The sequence below is a fragment of the Kitasatospora sp. NPDC051914 genome (assembly GCF_040680995.1).
Taxonomy (GTDB): Bacteria; Actinomycetota; Actinomycetes; order Streptomycetales; family Streptomycetaceae; genus Kitasatospora.
Map to the genome: position 1 here is coordinate 81,114 of NZ_JBFAXX010000025.1, position 16,529 is coordinate 97,642.

The window sequence follows — 16,529 nt, forward strand, 5'->3', positions numbered from 1 at the left end:
AGGAAGGTGCCCCACATGTCGACGTTCGCCGAGACTGTCCTGACGCCGGAGCAGCGTGAGCGGCTCGCCGCCGACACCACGGTGGGCGGTGGCAACCTGCTGCGCTCGGCCATCGCCACCAACCCTCGCCCCGACCTGCCGTTCGTCCACTCCTACCGGCCGGTCACCATCGCCTCGGGCGAGTCGAAGCACGACCTCAGCCTCAACGAGATCGACGAACTCGCCCAGAGCTGGTCGGTGTTCTACCTGGAGCAGGGCGTGCAGCCGCGCGACCGGGTCGCGGTCTGGTTCGAGGACTCGTTCGCCTATTCGGTGCACTTCTACGCGCTCGCCCAGATCGGCGCGATCGCGGTGCTGATCAACAGCAACGCCTCGCAGACGATCGCCCAGTCGCTGCTGGAGCAGACCGCCCCGGTCGGCCTCTACACCGACCGTGCCCGCCTGGAGCTGCTCGGCGCCGAGATCGAGGGTCTGACCAGCATCACCTGGACCCGCGTGGTGGAGGAGCTGCCGGCGCCCAAGGCCGCGCAGCTCGCCGAGGGAGACTACTGGAACCACCACTCGGACGACCCGGTGGCGATCCTGCACTCCTCCGGGACCACCGGCCGCCCGAAGCCGACCATCCACACCCACAGCACCATCGTGGCCGGCCCCAAGTTCCGCCTGGTGGACCACAAGGAGGTGCCCGGCGCGCTGATGATGACGGCGCTGCCGCAGTCCCACCTCGGCTGCGTCGCGTACACGGTGTACGCGGTGCTCGGCGGTACCCCGATCGTCGCGCTGAGCGACCGCAAGGGCGACGAGCTGGCCGCCGCGGTGGAGAAGTACAAGCCGACCTCGGTGATGTCCTTCGCGCACGGCTACGCCGAGCTGGCCGCCGCCGACCTGAAGCCGGGTCAGCTCGACTCGGTGCACGTGTGGATCTCCATCGGCGACGCGGTGCACAAGGCGCACATCAACAAGGTGCTGTCGCAGCGCAGCGAGGGCCTCGCGCCGTCCGCCTTCTACGACCGCCTCGGCACCACCGAGCTCGGCTGGGGCTGCCTGCTGCAGATCCACACCCTGGAGAGCGAGCGCAACGACCGGTGCGCCGGCAAGCCGGTCGGCGTGGCCGAGGTGGCCATCCTGCGCAAGGACGGCAGCCGCGCCGACGTGGGCGAGATCGGCTATCTCGCCGCCAAGGGCCCGGCGGTCACCCCGGGTTACTGGGGCGACTCCGCCACCACCTACACCTTCAAGCTCGCCGGCTTCTGGCTGCCCGGCGACATGGCCTACGAGGACGCCAACGGCGACTTCTTCCTGGTGGACCGCGCGGTGGACGCCATCCACACCACCTACGGGACCGGTTACTCGGTCTTCATGGAGGAGGTCATGCTGCTCGGGGTGCCCGAGGTCGACGACGTCGCGGTGGTCGCCGGCCGGGACGGCGACACCGTGGTGCCGGTCGCCGTGGTCACCGCCGCCGTCGCCGCCGAGCCCGAGAAGCTGCTGGTCAAGGCGAACGAGGTGCTCAAGGCCGCCGGGCACCCGGAGCTCGGATTCCTGGAGATCGCGACCTCGGACGCGGACTTCCCGGTGGGAGTCACCGGAAAGGTGCTGAAGCGACAGCTCCGTGAGAAGTACGCTTCCCTGTCCGAGTACCGTCAGTCGGCGCAGGGCAAGTCCTTCGCCGCCGTTCAGACCGGAGACGCCGCGTGACGACAAGCGCTGCCCAGCCCGCCAAGGTCGACTTCTACTTCGACCCGGCATGCCCCTTCGCCTGGATCACCTCCCGTTGGATAGTCGAGGTCCAGAAGCACCGGGACCTCGACCTCAACTTCCGGGTGATGAGCCTGTACGTGCTCAACGAGAACCGTGAACTCCCGGACTGGTACCGCGATCTGGTCGACCGGTCGATCGCGCTCACCCGGATCTGCACCGCGGCGGCGCTGCAGCACGGCGAGGAGGTGCTCCCGGCGCTGTACGAGGCCATGGGCACCCGCATCCACAACGGCGGCAACAAGGACTTCCCGGTCGTCGCCGCCGAGGCGCTCGCCGAGGTCGGACTGCCCGCGGAGCTGCTCGCCGCCGCGGACACCGACGAGTGGGACGACGCGCTGCGCAAGAGCCACCACGAGGGCATGGACCCGGTCGGTGAGGACGTCGGCACGCCGACCATCCACATCGACGGGGTGGCCTTCTTCGGTCCGGTGCTCAACTCGATCCCCAGGGGCGAGGAGGCGGCGCGCATCTTCGACGGCGCGCGCGCCCTGGCCAACTTCCCGGACTTCTTCGAACTGAAGCGCACCCGTACCGGAAAGCTCAACTTCGACTGAGTCACCCCCTGCGGACCGCTCCCCGGCGGGAGCGGTCCGCACCCATGCGGACGGACGGACACACACAGATGGACACTCAGACGGCTCCCGGGCAGCGGCCGGACGCCTTCGTACTCACCGGGTCGTTCCTGGTGGTCTGCCGAGCGCCGCTCTACCTGGAGGAGTTGGCCCGCCGCGGCCTCAAGATCCTGCTGATCACCCCCTCCTACTGGCGCGACGACGCGCTGGCGGCCGCCAAGGACCCCGGCCACCCGGCGTACGTGATCGACGAGGTCGCGTTCGTGGACGGCGACGTCAGCCGCGACAACTCGTACCTGCCCGGCGTGGTCTCGGCCGCCCGCCGCTGGCGCGAGAACTACAACATCGTCGGCGCCTACGCGGTCGGTGAGACCCAGGTGGAGCCGACCGGCCTGCTCACCGATGCACTGGGACTGCGCACCCCGGGTCTGCGGGCCACCCGGGTCTGCCGCAGCAAGTACCTGCAGCGCTGGTACCTGCCGGAGTTCAGCCCGGTGTCGGTCACCGTCCCCGCCGACGAGCGCGGCGCCTTCGACCCGGACGAAGTCCGCTACCCGGTCGTCGTCAAGCCCGCCAGCCGGCACTCGAGTTCGGGTGTGGAGACGGTCGAGGACCGCGCCGCGCTGCTGACCCTGCTGGGGTCCTACCCCGCCCACGAGACCGTCCTCGTCGAGGAGAAGGTCGTGGGCCAGGAGTACTCCGTCGAGAGTCTGGTGCAGGACGGCCGGATCATCTTCTCCTCGGTCACCCGCAAGTCGACCACCGACTCCCACGCCCGCACGTTCGTCGAGCTCTCGCACACCGTCCCCAGCGACCGGCCGGAGGCGGACGGCCCGCTGCTGGACGCCAACCGGCGGATGCTGGAGGCGCTCGGCTTCCAGGACGGCATCGCCCACGCCGAGTGGCGGATCGACGCCGACGGCCGGGCGTTCCTGATGGAGGTCGCCGCCCGCACCCCGGGCGACGGGCTGTGCACCCTGTACGAGCTCGCCACCGGCGCGCCGCTGGAGCCGGCGATCGTGCAGATCGCGCTGGGCGAACCGGCCCGCTACCCGCAGCCCGCCCGGGTCGCCCGGCAGGTCTACCTGGAGCACGTGCCGGGCATCCTGGCCGACGTCCGGGTGCAGGGCTTCGACGTGGAGCCGGTGTGGGTCGGTGAGAGCGGCCTGTGGCCCGCCGTCGGACCGGCCGCGCCCGCCGACCCGCCCACCCTGCGCGGCGTGCTGGTGCACCACGAGCGCGGCACCGAGCTCGGCCCGCTGCGCAGCTCCGAGGACCGGGCGGTCTCCTTCTTCATCGACGCCCCCACCGTGGCCGAGCTGGACGAGCTGGAGGGCCGGGTGCGGCGCGCCGTCACCGTCCACACCGTCCCCTCGATACCGGAGAGCGTGACCCACGTCCTGGTCGGCTACAGCCCGGTCATGCTGGCGAAGCTGGACGGGCAGCTGCCGGCCGGCTCGGTCCTCGTCCTGGAGGAGCCGGCCGTCATCGACGCCCGCGGCATCACCGCCCTGGCCGAGCGCCACCCCTGCGTCGCCGCGCTGTTCCCCGTGCCCAGCCAGGACGAGGCCAACCCGCACCGGATCATCGAGGCCGTGCCGCGCCCGGCCGGGGTGCGCGCCGTGGTGCCCGTGGTCGAGTACGGGGTGGTGGTGGCCGCCGCGCTCGCCGAGGCCTGGGGGCTTCCCGGCGCGGGCCTGGCCGCGGCCCGGGTGCTGCGCGACAAGGGCGAGCTGCGCGCCGCCCTGGCCGGCAGCGGCATCGCCCAGCCCGACTGGACGGTGGTGACGAGCCCCGAGGAGGTCGCCGCCTTCCGCGCCGCGCACGGCGGCGAGTGCGTGCTCAAGCCGGCCAACCGCCAGGCGAGCCTGGGGGTGCAGCTGCTCGGTCCGCAGGACGACGTCGCCGCGGCCTGGGAGCACACCACCGCGGCGGACGAGCCGGCCCTGCGCGCGCAGTACGCCGACACCGCCCGGTTCCTGGTGGAACAGCGGCTGCGCGGCCCCGAGGTGAGCGTCGAGGCCGTGGTCCACGACGGTGAGGTCGGTTTCACCAACGTCACCGCCAAGCTGGTGCAGGACACCGGCCACCCGGTCGAGACCGGTCACACGCTGCCGGCCGACCTGCCGCAACGGACCGCGGACGCGCTGCGCCACGCGATCGCCGGGCTGGCCCGGGCCGTCGGCTTCCGCTCCGGGATACTGCACTCGGAGTGGATCCTCGTCGACGGCGAACCGCACCTGGTCGAGTGCGCAGGCCGGCTCCCCGGTGGCGGAATCACCATCCTGATCGACCTCTCCTACGACACCGACATCCTGGGGAACCTGCTGCACGTCCTGACCGGCACCGGTCCGGTCGCCGCGCTGCCCGCGAAGCGCGCCGCAGCGGTGCGCTTCCTGGTCGCCCGACCGGGCGTGGTGGAGGCCGTCACGGGGGTCGACGAGGCACAGGCCGCGCCGGGCGTCCACGAGCTGCACCTGTCGGTCGCGCCGGGCAGCGTCGTCCGCACCACGACCAGCTCCTGGGACCGCGCCGGGCTGCTCGTCGCCACCGGCGCGGACGCCGCCGAGGCGGGCCGCCACGCGGAGCACGCCCTGTCGCTGATCGACGTGCGCACCGCCGGGAGCGAGAAGTGAGGCTGCCCTCGGCGAAGGACTACGTACCGGCCACCGCCGCCGGCCGTTCCTTCGCCGTGACCTCGCTGATCAACGCCATCGGCACCGGCCTCTACCTGGCCGGCTCGGCGGTGTTCTTCGTCCGCTCGGTGGGCCTGACGACCGCTCAGGTGGGCCTCGCACTCGCGGTGTCGGGTGTGGTCGGCTTCCTCACCACGGTTCCGATCGGCGCGCTGGCCGACCGGTTCGGCGCCAAGCCCACCCTGATCGTCCTCCAGCTCTGGCGGGCCGGGGGGTTCGTCGCGCTGGCCTTCGCACACGGCATGGTCGGCTTCGTCGCGGTCTCCTGCTGTTTGGCGGCGGCAGAGGCCGCGACCCAGCCGATGACCCAGGCGGTGGCCTCCGCCACCACCGAGGGAACCGACCGCACCCGGACCATGGCCATCGTGCGCACGGTACGCAACGTCGGCTTCTCGCTGGGTGCGCTGCTGGCCGCGCCGCTGCTGGCCGCCGACAGCGTCTGGGCGTACCGGGGCATCGTGCTCGGCACCGCGGCGGCGTTCGTACTGTCGGCGGGCCTGCTCACCCGGATCCGCACCGCCACCGAGGCCGCCGTCCAGAAGAAGGTGGCACCGCTGACCGCGCTGCGGGACTTCCGCGACTGGCGGTACCTGCTGCTGACCGCCCTCAACGGGGTGCTGAACCTGCACACCACGATCCTGTCGGTCGGCATCTCGCTGTGGGCGATCGAGGCCACCGCCGTGCCGGCCGGGTTCCTGCCGGTGCTGGTCCTGGTCAACACCGTGCTGTCGATCGTGCTTCAGGTCCCGATCTCCCGGATGGTCGACCGAGCGGGTGGCGCCGAGCGCACGCTGCGGCTCAGCGGGTTCGCGCTGACCGCCTGCTGCCTCGCCCTCGCCCTCTCCGACGCCCCGACGTCGGCGCCGGTCGCGGGAGCCGTCCTGCTGCTCGCCGTCCTGTTGCTCACCTTCGGCGAGATGTGGCAGGCCGTCGGAGGCTGGGAGCTGAGCTACGACTTCGCCCCCGAGGACCGCAAGGGCGTCTACCTGTCGGTGTTCAGCCTGGGCGGTACCGGCCAGCGGATCACCGGTCCGGCCCTGATCACCTCCGCGGTGATCGCCGCCGGACCCCTCGGCTGGGTCGCGCTGGCGGCGGTCTTCGGCCTCGCCGGACTCCTGGTCACCCCTGTCACCCGCATGCTGCAGCCCGTGCCCGTCCCCGCCGAAGAGGTAGCCTCATGAACACTCCCAAGGACCTGCTGGTGGTCGGCGTCGGCACGATGGGCCGGCCCTACCTGGACGCGGCGGCCAGGCTCGGCCTCCGGGTGCGGGCCGTGGAGTCCGCGGCCGCCTGGGACAGCCGGCCGACCGACCTCGCCGAGACGTTCTACCGGGTCGACGGCCACGAGGAGGAGGCCTGGGCCGGGGCGGTCGCCGCGGCGGTCGCCGAACGGGTGCCGGACGGCGTGATCTCGTTCGCCGAACCACAGGTCATGGCCGGGGCGTTGGTCCAGGAGCGGCTCGGACTCCCGGGCCCGTCGCTGCACGCGGCGGTGGTCTCGCGCAACAAGGCGTTGCAGCGCGCCACCTTCGCGGCCCAGGGCATCGCGCAGCCCGAACACCTGCTGGTGTCGGACCTCGCCGAGGCACGGGAGTGGATGCTGGAGCGGCTGCCCGTGGTGGTCAAGCCGCTCACCCTGGCCGGCAGCGAGGGGGTCGAGCTGGTCCGGACGGCCGCCGAGGCGGACGACATCGTCGCCCGCCGATCGGCCGAGGGCAAGGTGCTGGTCGAGGAGGCCGTCGAGGGGCCGGAGTACAGCTGGGAGGCGCTGGTCCGCGACGGCGAGGTGCTGTTCGAGAACGTCACCGCCAAGGAGACCACGCTCCCGCCGTACTTCGTCGAGCTGACGCACCGCCCGGGGCACCGGTTCGACGACGCCGAACTCGCCCAGCAGGTACGGAAGCTGACTTACGGCGTACTGGCCGCGATCGGCATGCGGACCGGACTGGTGCACCTGGAGTTCAAGGTCGGCCGGCGCGGGCCGGCGCTGATGGAGATCGCCGTGCGCACCCCGGGCGACTACCTGCCCGACGCCATCAGCCTCAGCTACGGCTTCGACCTGTACGAGGCGGTGGTCCGGCTGGCGCTCGGACTGCCGGTCGACGAACTGGTCCGCACATCGCCGGTTTCCTGGTCGGCCACCCACTTCCCGATCACCGATCCCGGTACGATCAAGTCCATCGAGGGAGTTGACGATGCGTCGGCCCATCCCTCGGTCGTCCGGGTGCGGCTGCGCAAGCGGCCCGGCGACCTCGTCCGCCCCCTGACCTCCTCCTCGCAGCGGATGGGGCACGTGCTGGTCAACGCCGCCTCCCCGACCGAGCGGGAGGACGCGCTGAAGCACGTCAGGGAGACGCTCCGGATCACCGTGGGAAACACCAGCACCGAGCAGAACACCGCCGAGTAGCACCGAGTCCGAGGAAACCGCGATGACCAACCGACTGGCCGCTGGGGTGGCCGCCTCGTTCGAGGACCTGGTCGGCAACACCCCTCTGCTGCGCCTGGCCCTGGACGGGCTGCCGCCGGACGTGACCGTCCTGGCCAAGCTGGAGGCGGCCAACCCGCTGTCCAGCATCAAGGACCGGGCTGCCCTCCACATGATCCGGGCGGCAGAGGAGGCCGGCGAGCTGACACCCGGGGCCACCGTGATCGAGGCCACCTCGGGCAACACCGGCATCGCCCTGGCAGCGCTGGCCGCCGCGCGCAACCACCCGTGCCTGATCGTGATGCCCGAGAACGCCTCCCGGGAGAGGATCCTGACGCTGCGGATGCTCGGCGCCGAGGTCGAGTTCACCGACCCGGCGCTCGGCTTCGCCGGCTGCGTCGAGCTCGCCGAGAAGCGGCACGCGGACATCCCGGGCTCGTGGTACGCCCGGCAGCACGAGAACCCGGCCAACGTCCGTGCCCACTACGAGACCACCGGTCCGGAGATCTGGCGCGACACCGGGGGCAGGGTGGACGTCCTGGTCTGCGGTGTCGGCACCGGCGGCACCATCACCGGCATCGCCCACCACCTCCGGGAGCGCAACCCCGCGCTGCACGTCGTCGCGGTGGAGCCGGAGGGCTCGCCGCTGCTGTCCGGCGGCTGCGCCGGACCGCACCGGATACCCGGCCTCAACGGCGGCTTCATCAGCCCGGTCACCGACGTCGACTGCATCGACGAGGTGGTCGTGGTGTCCGACGCGAACGCCGCCGCTACCACCCGCGCCCTGGCGGCCTCCACCGGCCTGCTGGTCGGGGTCTCCGCCGGCGCCGCCGCGTACGGCTGCCTGGAGCTCGCCCGTCGGCGGGACCTCTCCGGCGCCACGGTCGTCACCGTCTTCCCGGACAGCGGCGAGCGCTACCTCAGCTGGTGGCCGACCGAGGAGGGGGACGCGTGAACTTCCGCGAGCTGCACCGCAATCTCAAGCTGCGCATAGGCGTCGGCTTCTTCCAGCGGTTCTTCGACATCATGCTCGTGCCGCTGATGGTCATCCACTTCTCCCGCCTCTACGGGGCGGCGACCGCGGGCCTGATGACGCTGGTGGTCGCGGTGGCGACGGTGGCGTGCAACCTGGTCGGCGGGCACCTCTCGGACGTCTACGGCCGCCGAAGGGTCCTGATGGCCGGTGAGATCGGCGTCTGCCTCTCGTACGTCGGCCTGGCTCTGGTCAACTCGCCCCTGGTGCACTCCGGTCCGCTGACCTACGGGCTCTACCTGACCGCCACCTGTTCGGCGGGAATAGCCCTGCCCGCCAACGAGGCGATGATCGTGGACGTCTCCACCCCGGAGAGCCGGACCGCCGTCTACACGATCAACTACTGGGTGATCAACGTCGCCTTCATGCTCGGCTCGCTGGTCGGCGGCTTCTTCTACGACGGCTACTTCTTCCAGCTGCTGACCGCCGCCGCGGTCGCGACCGGCGGCATCTTCCTGGTGACCTTCCTCGCGCTCTCCGAGACCGCGCCGGCGGAGGCCGCGCAGAACCCGCGGGGCGTCAAGTCGGCGCTGCTCGGCTACCTCTCGGTGGCCCGGGACCGGGTCTTCCTGCGGCTGATCGTGGCCGCCCTGCTGGTCTGGTGCGTCGAGGTCCAGATCTCCTCCTACATCGCGGTGCGGCTCGGCTCCGACTTCCCCGAGCAGCAGCTGCTGTCGATCGGCTCCTGGGGGGTGACCGTCGACGGCGTCAACGTGCTGGGCATCCTGCGGGCGATCAACACCCTGCTGGTCGTGGTGTGCGGGCTCTGGGTCGGCAAGGTGCTCGGAAGGCTGCGCGACCGGCTGCGGCTGGTGGCCGGCGTGGTGATCTTCACCGCCGGCTACATGGCCTGGGCGGTCAGCGACAACGCGTGGCTGCTGATCGTGGCGGCCTTCGTGGTGACCCTCGGGGAACTGATGAACCAGCCGGTCAACCAGGCGCTCGTGGCCGACCTGGTGCCCGCCGACGCCCGGACCAAGTACATGGCCGCCTACGGGCTCCACGTCCGGCTCGGCTACCTGGTCGGCTCACTGTCGGTGATCCTCGGCTCGGTCGTGGACTCCTGGGTGATGGCCCTGCTCTACGCCGGTTTCGGTGCGGCGGCGATCCAGCTGTACCGGTTCCTGTTCCGCGTCCAGGACGCCCGCGCGGCCACCGCGGAGCCGAAGGCGGAGGCCGTCGCATGAGACCCCGTGGGTCGCTGCCCCGGCTGCGCGCCGCACTGCGCGACGCGCGCGAGACGCTGGACGTCGTGGTGGCCCGCGACCCGTCGGTCCACAGCCGGAGCGAGGCCCTGCTCCACCCGACCGCCCTCGCGCTGGCAGGCCACCGGATCAGCCACGCGCTGTACCGCCGGGGCCGCCGCTGCTCGGCCCGTGCGGTCTCCACCCTGGCCAAGGCGGTCACCGGTGGCATCGAGATCCACCCCGGCGCCACCATCGGCCGGCGCTTCTTCATCGACCACGGCAGCGGCACGGTGATCGGCGAGACCGCCCTGATCGGCGACGACGTCTCACTGTTCCACCAGGTCACGCTGGGCTCCCGGGGCTGGTGGAACGACCGTGACCTGGTGGCGGCCGGGGAGCGCCGCCATCCGCGGCTCGGCGACGGCGTCACGGTGGGCGCCGGCGCCACCCTGCTCGGGCCGATCACCGTCGGCGACGGCGCGCTGATCGGCGCGGCCGCCCTGGTGATGAGCGACGTGCCCAAGGGCGGCCGGGCACTCGGCTGGCCGGCCCCGGCCGACAGCCCGCCGCCGGCCGGGGATGCCCCCCGGACCACCACCGACACACCCGCCGCGAAAGGGATGGCCCGCCGTGACTGAGCGCGCAGTGCCCGGAAACAACCGGCTGCTGATGGTGCAGCCGTACACCCAGTTCGTCGAGAAGGCCGTGGCTCTCGGCTTCGAGGTCTGGTCGATATGGGACCCGACGCTCCAGCCGGCCTCCTACCTGCAGGAGGTGGAGAAGAACTCCAGGGAGATGCTGTGGGTGGACTTCTCCGACGAGCCGGCGCTGCGCCGCCTCGTCCGGGAGACCGCGCTCGCCCATGACGTGGCCCATGTGCTGCACTTCGGCGAGGAGGCCACCATGGTGGCCGTTGCCGAGGAGGCGCAGGCCCTCGGGCTGGCCCTCAACCCGCCGGAGGCGATCCGCCGGCTCAACGACAAGGCGGCGCTGCGCGAGCTGCTCGCGGAGCACGGTTTGTCGCCCGTTCGCACGGCAGTGGCCGGCACGCCGGACGACGTCGCGGACGTGCTGGCCGGGTTCGGCCTTCCCGCCGTGGTGAAGCCGACCCGCCTGCAGGGCAGCGCGGCGGTGAGCCTGGTGGACGGTCCGGCCGATCTCCACGACTGGCGGGAGGAGCTGGCCGGGTTCTCGTACCGGGGGCCGGTGCTGGTCGAGGAGTTCCTGGAGGGTCCGGAGTTCAGCGTCGAGACGCTGACGTGCGAGGGACGCCACCTGGTGGTCGGCATCACCGCGAAGCGCAAGACGCCGGCCCCGGCCTTCGTGGAGACCGGCCACGTCTACCCGGCGCCGCTGCCCGAGGCCGACGTCGCGGCCATCGGGGAGCTGGTCGTCGCGGTGCTCGACGCGGCCGGGCACCGGTTCGGCCCGGCGCACACCGAGGTCATCCTGACCGCCTCCGGACCGCGCGTGGTGGAGTCCCAGGCCCGGTTCGGCGGCGACCGCATCCCCGCGCTGATCCGGATCGCGAGCGGCTTCGACATCGAGGGCGCGATCTTCGACCTCCTGCTGGGCCGCGAGGTGGAGCCCACCCCGGCCGAGCGGACCGCCGCGATCTCGTTCTTCGGGTTCCGGCCGGGCGCGATCACGCGGGTGGAGGGTCTGGAGCGCATCACCGCCCTTCCGTACGTGCACGACGTCAGGTTCCCCTTCGGCAAGGGCGACGTGCTGCCGCGCACCCGGCACTCGGGATCCCGGCACGGCCACGTCATCGTGGCGGCGGCCTCGGCCGAGGAGGCCGAGCGGCTGGCGGCCGAGACGAAGACGCTGCTCCGGGTGGAGACCGGCTCCGACGTCCTCAACGCCGTGCACGCGGCCCCCACCCCGCCGATGGTGCCCGAGCGGACGCTGCTGCTGATCGGCCACCTCACCGAGCCGGTGCGGATCGCCAAGGAGCTCGGGCTGAACGTGATCCTCGTCCAGCACAAGGAGAAGTTCCAGCCGGAGCAGGCCGAGCTGGCCGACGTCACCCTCATCGCCGACTACACCGACTGGTCCGTGCTGGAGCCGCTCGTCCGGGCCGCCCACACCATCTGGAAGTTCTCCGCCGCACTGTCGCTGACCGAGCCCGGGCTGGAGGTCGCGGGCCGGGTCAACGACCTGTTCGGCCTGGGCGGCACCGGCTTCGAGCCGGCCAGGCTGCTGCGCGACAAGCTCGCGATGCGCCGTCACCTGGCGGCGGTCGGGGCGCCCACGGTGGCCGCGGAGCCGCTGGCGGGCCGGGAGAGCATGACGGCCTTCGGCGCGGCCCACGGCTACCCGTTCGTGGTCAAGCCGGTGGACCTGACAGCCGGTTTCGCGCTGTTCAAGGTCGACGGCCCGCAGGACGTGGACGAGGTCTGGGAGCGGATCGACGCGGTCCGGCAGAGCGGAATGGACCGCGGCACCACCCTGTACACCGTCACCGAGTTCCTGATGGAACAGTACATCGACGGCCCCGAGTTCAGCGTCGAGAGCTTCAGCTTCGGCGGCCGCCACGTCGTGGTGGCGATCACCGAGAAGCTCACCGACGGCCGGCACTTCGTGGAGCTCGGCCACGCCCAGCCGGCGCGGTTGGGGGCCGCGGACGAGGCGCGCATCGTCGAGGCCGTCTCGGCGTTCCTCGACGCGATCGGCATCGCCGACGGTCCCGGCCACACCGAGCTGCGGCTCAGCTCGCGCGGGCCGCTGATCATCGAGGGCCACAACCGTCTGGGCGGCGATCACATCCCGGACCTGGTCCAGGCCGCGTACGGCATCGACCTGACCCGCTACGCACTGGCCTGGCCGTTCGGTCTGGTGGAGCCGCTGACGGAGCGTCCGGAGCCGGTGGCGGCGGGCTGCGTCCGAGGCGTGATCGGCCGGCCCGGCAGGGTGGCCGAGATCACCGGCGTGGACGAACTGCGTACCCATCCGGCGGTGCTCGCCTTCGACCTGGCCGCCCGGGTGGGCTCGGTGATCCGCCCGATCCAGGACAACTGGGACCGGCTCGGCCTGCTCGCCGTCACCGCCCCGGACACCGATGCGGCCGTGCTGCTCTGCGAGCAGCTCCGCGACACCGTACTGACGGTGCGGATGGAGGACGAGCCCCGATGACCATCGTCGTGCTGGACCAGGACGGTCGGTACGCGCCCGACTGCCCCGCCTGGCTCGCGGACTCGGGCCAGGACCTGTGGCTGGTCACCGGCCGCGCGGGGGAGTACCCGGGCTTCGCGGGGGTCCGGGTGGTGGAACGGTACGCGCAGAGCGCCGCAGTGGAGCTCGCGGTGCTGGAGGTCGCGGGCCGCGGTGGGGTGCGGGCCGTGATCGCGCTCGATCCGGTGGACCAGGTGCGGGCCGGTGGCCTGCGGGACCACCTCGGCCTGCCGGGTCAGACGCGGGACACGGCGCTGGCCCTGGCCGACTCGGTGGCGCTCGACGATCTGCTGGCCACGGCCGGAATCGGCGCGACCCCTCGGGAGGAGGTACGGCGGGTGGCCGACCTCTACTGGTGGGCTCACCGCTGGGGCTACCCGTTGGCGGTCCGCCCGCGCCGGGGGCCGGACCGGTCGGTGATCGCGGAGATCGCCGACGAGGTCGCGCTGCGCGCCCTGGTGACGGGCGGTCTGCTGCCCGACGACCCCGCAGTGGTGCCGAGTCTGACCGTCGAACCGGTCGCGGTCGGTGAGCGGCATCGCGGGCCGGGCCCGGGGGTCACCGACGCGCTGCCGGCGGCGCTGCCCGCCGACCCCGGCCACCCGTACGCGGTGGAGGCCGTCCGGGCGAAGGACGGTGACTGGCTGGTGCACACCGTCGCTTACGATCCCGGGGCCCGCTCGGCGCGGGTGCTGGTGCGGGCGCAGGCGGGGCTGGACCCGGAATCGGCGGAGGTGGTCTGAGATGACCGTTCTGGTGTTGCACCACCGGGGTTCACTGGAAGGCACCCCGTACCACGGCTGGCTGGCCGACTACGAGGGTGACGTGCTGCTGATCACCTCACGCGAGCACCTGGCGCTCGTGGCGGAGGAGTTGCCGGCCGAGGGCGGCGCCTACCGCCGTACCGCGGCCGTGGACGGCTACGAGACCAGTGGTGAACTGGAGGCCCTCGCGCTGGACTGGGCGCGCGAGTACGGGATCAGGCACATCGTCGCCTGCCAGGAGCGGGACCTCGAGCGGGCAGCCGAGCTGCGGGACGTCCTGGGGCTTCCCGGCCAGCGGATGGCCACCGTGCTCCCGTTCCGCGACAAGGCGGTGATGAAGCGCCGTGCCGCCGCGGCCGGTCTGCCCGTGGCGCCCTACCTGGAACTCGAGTGTGCGACGGAGCTGATCGCCTTCGCCGAGCAGTACGGCTTTCCGCTGGTGCTCAAGCCCCGGGACAGCGCGGGCTCGGTCGGCCTGCGCATCCTGGACTCGCGCGAGGAACTGGACGAGTACCTGGCCGACGGCTTCGACCTCTACGGGCCGTACCAGCCGAACCTGCTGGCCGAGGCATTCGTCCACGGGAAGATGTGCCATGTGGACGGGCTGGTGGTGGACGGCCGGACGGTGCTGGCCTGGCCTTCGCAGTACCAGTACTCGCTGTCGTCCTTCCGGACCGACACCGGCGGCCGGCTGGACCTGACACTCGACGTGGACGACCCGCTCGCCCACCGCTTGCTGGAGTTCACCGAACGAACGCTGGAAGCGCTTTCGGGCCCGGAGAACTTCGCGTTCCATGCGGAGTTCTTCCACACCCCGGAGGACGAGCTGGTGCTGTGCGAGATCGCATGCCGAACGGGCGGCGCCGCCATCCGGGACATCGTCCGCACCATGTTCGCCGTCGATCCCAGCGAGGCCTGGGTGCGGGCGCAGCTGGGACTGCCGCTGCCCGAGTGGCTCGGCTCCGAGAAGCCGACCCCGCGCCGGATGGTGGGACAGCTGGTGCTGATGAAGCGACCCGGCCGGGTGGTGTCGGTGCCCGAGGAGCCGCCGGCCTTTCCCTGGATCGAGAAGTACCAGGTCTTCGTCGCACCGGGGCAGACCATGCAGGCCGCTGCCTACTCCTCCGACTTCCTGGTCACCGCGCTGGTCTCCGGGGCGGACCGGGCGGAGTGCGAGAGCCGGCTGCGCGTCCTGGAGCAGTGGTTCCTGGGCGAGTTGGTGCTGGAGCCGGACGGCGGGGCGGTCTGAGGCGCCTTCCGTCGGGAGGTGGGCCCGGCCGGCGATGGTGCCGGCCGGGCCGTACGTGCTGCCCGGCCCCCACGGTCAGGACAGCGTGCTGCCGGTTTCCGCGCTGCCGGCGCAGCGCTGCTGAAGCCCCATGAGATAGCCGAGCTGTAGCCGGTGCTCGGCCCCGTACTCCTCCTTGAGCCGCGCGACGTGTGCCTGGAGGGAGCGCAGGCTCAGGCCCAGTCTTCGGGCTATCTCCTTGTCGGACCTGCCTTCGATCAGCAGCTTCCGGATCGAACCGCGGATGGCCGGAATGACCTCCGGCGCCGCGTCCGCGGCGCGGACCGGCAGAAACGGATAGGACTCGGCCCGGTCCCAGGCCCGGTCGAAGATATCGGCCAGAAACTGCACCACTGCCGGTTGCGTGATCTTCAGGGCCGCGGTGCGCGAGGCATTTGCCGGTATGAACGCCGTCCGCCGGTCGACGATAATCATCCGCTCGAAGAACTCGGCCAGAGTGCGGACCTGTGCGCCGTGCGAGGTGACTGCCCTGACGTATTCCTTCGTCGGCTCGTCGAACCGGGTGCTGTGCTGGTAGAGCGTGCGCATCGAGACGCCGGCGGCGATCTGCTTGCGGACGGCCGTCAGCGCGTCGTCCAGGACGACGCCCGGGCGCGGCCCGTCCGGCTGGGCGGTGAGGATCTCGGAGGTGACACCGTCGAGCACCTCCTGGATGGCGTCCTTGATCTCAGGTAATCCTTCGATGGTTTCGAAGCCCGCTACTTGTCGTGGACCTGACGGTTCGATCGCCTGGCGGGTGGGGACGGGGTTGCGTTCGGCTTGGGCGGAGATCGCGCGGGAGAGATCGCCGAGCGCTTCGCCGATCATGAAGAGGGTCTCGCGGTAGCCGAGGTCGTCCTGTGGCGGGGTGGCCGCCAGGGCGTCGTCCACGGCTTCGACGGTGGACATTGCAGCTAAATCCAGCCTGTCCGGTTTGTACCACTGCATTTGCATTTGCATCCCTCGTTTCGCGGCACTGCGACTACCCGAAGTATCGGCGATCTTGTCCAGCTAGTCGAGGGGATTGCACAGTTGTTTCGGGGGGCGCCGGGGGGGTGGCTGGTCAGAATTCAGCCTCAGTCTGCCGAGCGTATGTCAAATTAACTCTCCAGTTCATTACCGACAATTCTGGCAATTTCACTGAGGGTGAATTCGATGATGCTTCGGAAAACCGTTCGTAGTTCGTATTCGATTGCCGCCGTGGCCTTTGCCGCAGCGCTGGCACTGGGGGTGTCGGCACGGGCCGGAGGCGAGTCCTCCGCCCGCGCGGACGTGGGCTGGAACGTTGCGCCGCAGTGTGACGTGGGCTGGAACGTCGCACCGAAGGGTGACGTGGGCTGGAATGTCGCGCCGAAGTGTGACGTGGGCTGGAACGTTGCGCCAAATCGGGTACGGCTCACCTGATCTGACGTCAAGTCAGGAAATTCGCCCCGCCCTGGGGTCGGGAACCGATCGACTCGGTCGGCGCTCCGTGCCATTCGTCATGACTGGGGAGGTCGGGCATGCCCAGCGCCCGTGATGCCGGCTGCCCGGCCGACGTCCGCCCCGGCTCCGAGCCCCGGTGGGCGTCGCCCGGCCGAAAGGTGTGTCGCAGTGTGGTCGATTGAACGCGCACTGCGACACGCGGAG

At 71.5% G+C, this 16,529-nt stretch carries 12 protein-coding genes; 11 read left to right on the plus strand and 1 reads right to left on the minus strand.

Annotated elements, in window-relative coordinates; genetic code table 11:
• Positions 1 to 15 precede the first annotated feature (15 nt).
• From AB0M03_RS18415 to AB0M03_RS18465, 11 genes are all read left to right on the plus strand, one after another.
• On the plus strand, positions 16 to 1,698 hold the full coding sequence (locus tag AB0M03_RS18415) for a class I adenylate-forming enzyme family protein (protein WP_363492600.1): 1,683 nt from the start codon (positions 16 to 18) through the stop codon (positions 1,696 to 1,698).
• On the plus strand, positions 1,695 to 2,315 hold the full coding sequence (locus tag AB0M03_RS18420; protein ID WP_363492601.1) for a DsbA family protein: 621 nt from the start codon (positions 1,695 to 1,697) through the stop codon (positions 2,313 to 2,315). The genes AB0M03_RS18415 and AB0M03_RS18420 overlap by 4 nt, the downstream gene beginning before the upstream one ends.
• A gap of 68 nt (positions 2,316 to 2,383) precedes the next feature.
• Positions 2,384 to 4,969, plus strand: a complete 2,586-nt coding sequence (locus tag AB0M03_RS18425) for an ATP-grasp domain-containing protein (RefSeq protein ID WP_363492602.1) — start codon at positions 2,384 to 2,386, stop codon at positions 4,967 to 4,969.
• Positions 4,966 to 6,210: an MFS transporter gene (locus AB0M03_RS18430; protein ID WP_363492603.1), complete on the plus strand. Its 1,245-nt coding sequence runs from the start codon at positions 4,966 to 4,968 to the stop codon at positions 6,208 to 6,210. The genes AB0M03_RS18425 and AB0M03_RS18430 overlap by 4 nt, the downstream gene beginning before the upstream one ends.
• Positions 6,207 to 7,436, plus strand: coding sequence for an ATP-grasp domain-containing protein (locus tag AB0M03_RS18435; RefSeq protein WP_363492604.1), 1,230 nt, complete (start codon positions 6,207 to 6,209; stop codon positions 7,434 to 7,436). Before AB0M03_RS18430 ends, AB0M03_RS18435 begins: the two co-directional genes overlap by 4 nt.
• Before the next feature lie 22 nt (positions 7,437 to 7,458).
• The gene (locus AB0M03_RS18440) at positions 7,459 to 8,409 is read left to right on the plus strand and encodes a cysteine synthase family protein (RefSeq protein ID WP_363492605.1); all 951 of its coding nucleotides are present in this window, start codon (positions 7,459 to 7,461) and stop codon (positions 8,407 to 8,409) included.
• Positions 8,406 to 9,674 carry an MFS transporter gene (locus AB0M03_RS18445; protein ID WP_363492606.1) on the plus strand — a complete coding sequence of 423 codons (1,269 nt, stop codon included), beginning with the start codon at positions 8,406 to 8,408 and terminating at the stop codon, positions 9,672 to 9,674. Before AB0M03_RS18440 ends, AB0M03_RS18445 begins: the two co-directional genes overlap by 4 nt.
• The gene (epsC, locus tag AB0M03_RS18450) at positions 9,671 to 10,312 is read left to right on the plus strand and encodes a serine O-acetyltransferase EpsC (RefSeq protein ID WP_363492607.1); all 642 of its coding nucleotides are present in this window, start codon (positions 9,671 to 9,673) and stop codon (positions 10,310 to 10,312) included. The genes AB0M03_RS18445 and epsC overlap by 4 nt, the downstream gene beginning before the upstream one ends.
• Positions 10,305 to 12,809, plus strand: a complete 2,505-nt coding sequence (locus AB0M03_RS18455) for an ATP-grasp domain-containing protein (protein ID WP_363492608.1) — start codon at positions 10,305 to 10,307, stop codon at positions 12,807 to 12,809. The genes epsC and AB0M03_RS18455 overlap by 8 nt, the downstream gene beginning before the upstream one ends.
• On the plus strand, positions 12,806 to 13,591 hold the full coding sequence (locus tag AB0M03_RS18460; protein WP_363492609.1) for a hypothetical protein: 786 nt from the start codon (positions 12,806 to 12,808) through the stop codon (positions 13,589 to 13,591). The genes AB0M03_RS18455 and AB0M03_RS18460 overlap by 4 nt, the downstream gene beginning before the upstream one ends.
• A 1-nt stretch (position 13,592) precedes the next feature.
• Positions 13,593 to 14,861, plus strand: coding sequence for a NikS protein (locus AB0M03_RS18465; RefSeq protein WP_363492610.1), 1,269 nt, complete (start codon positions 13,593 to 13,595; stop codon positions 14,859 to 14,861).
• Positions 14,862 to 14,936: 75 nt separating this feature from the next.
• Here the strand turns inward: AB0M03_RS18465 and AB0M03_RS18470 are convergent, their stop codons facing one another.
• Positions 14,937 to 15,791: a LuxR family transcriptional regulator gene (locus AB0M03_RS18470; RefSeq protein WP_363492611.1), complete on the minus strand. Its 855-nt coding sequence runs from the start codon at positions 15,789 to 15,791 to the stop codon at positions 14,937 to 14,939.
• Positions 15,792 to 16,529: the final 738 nt, after the last annotated feature.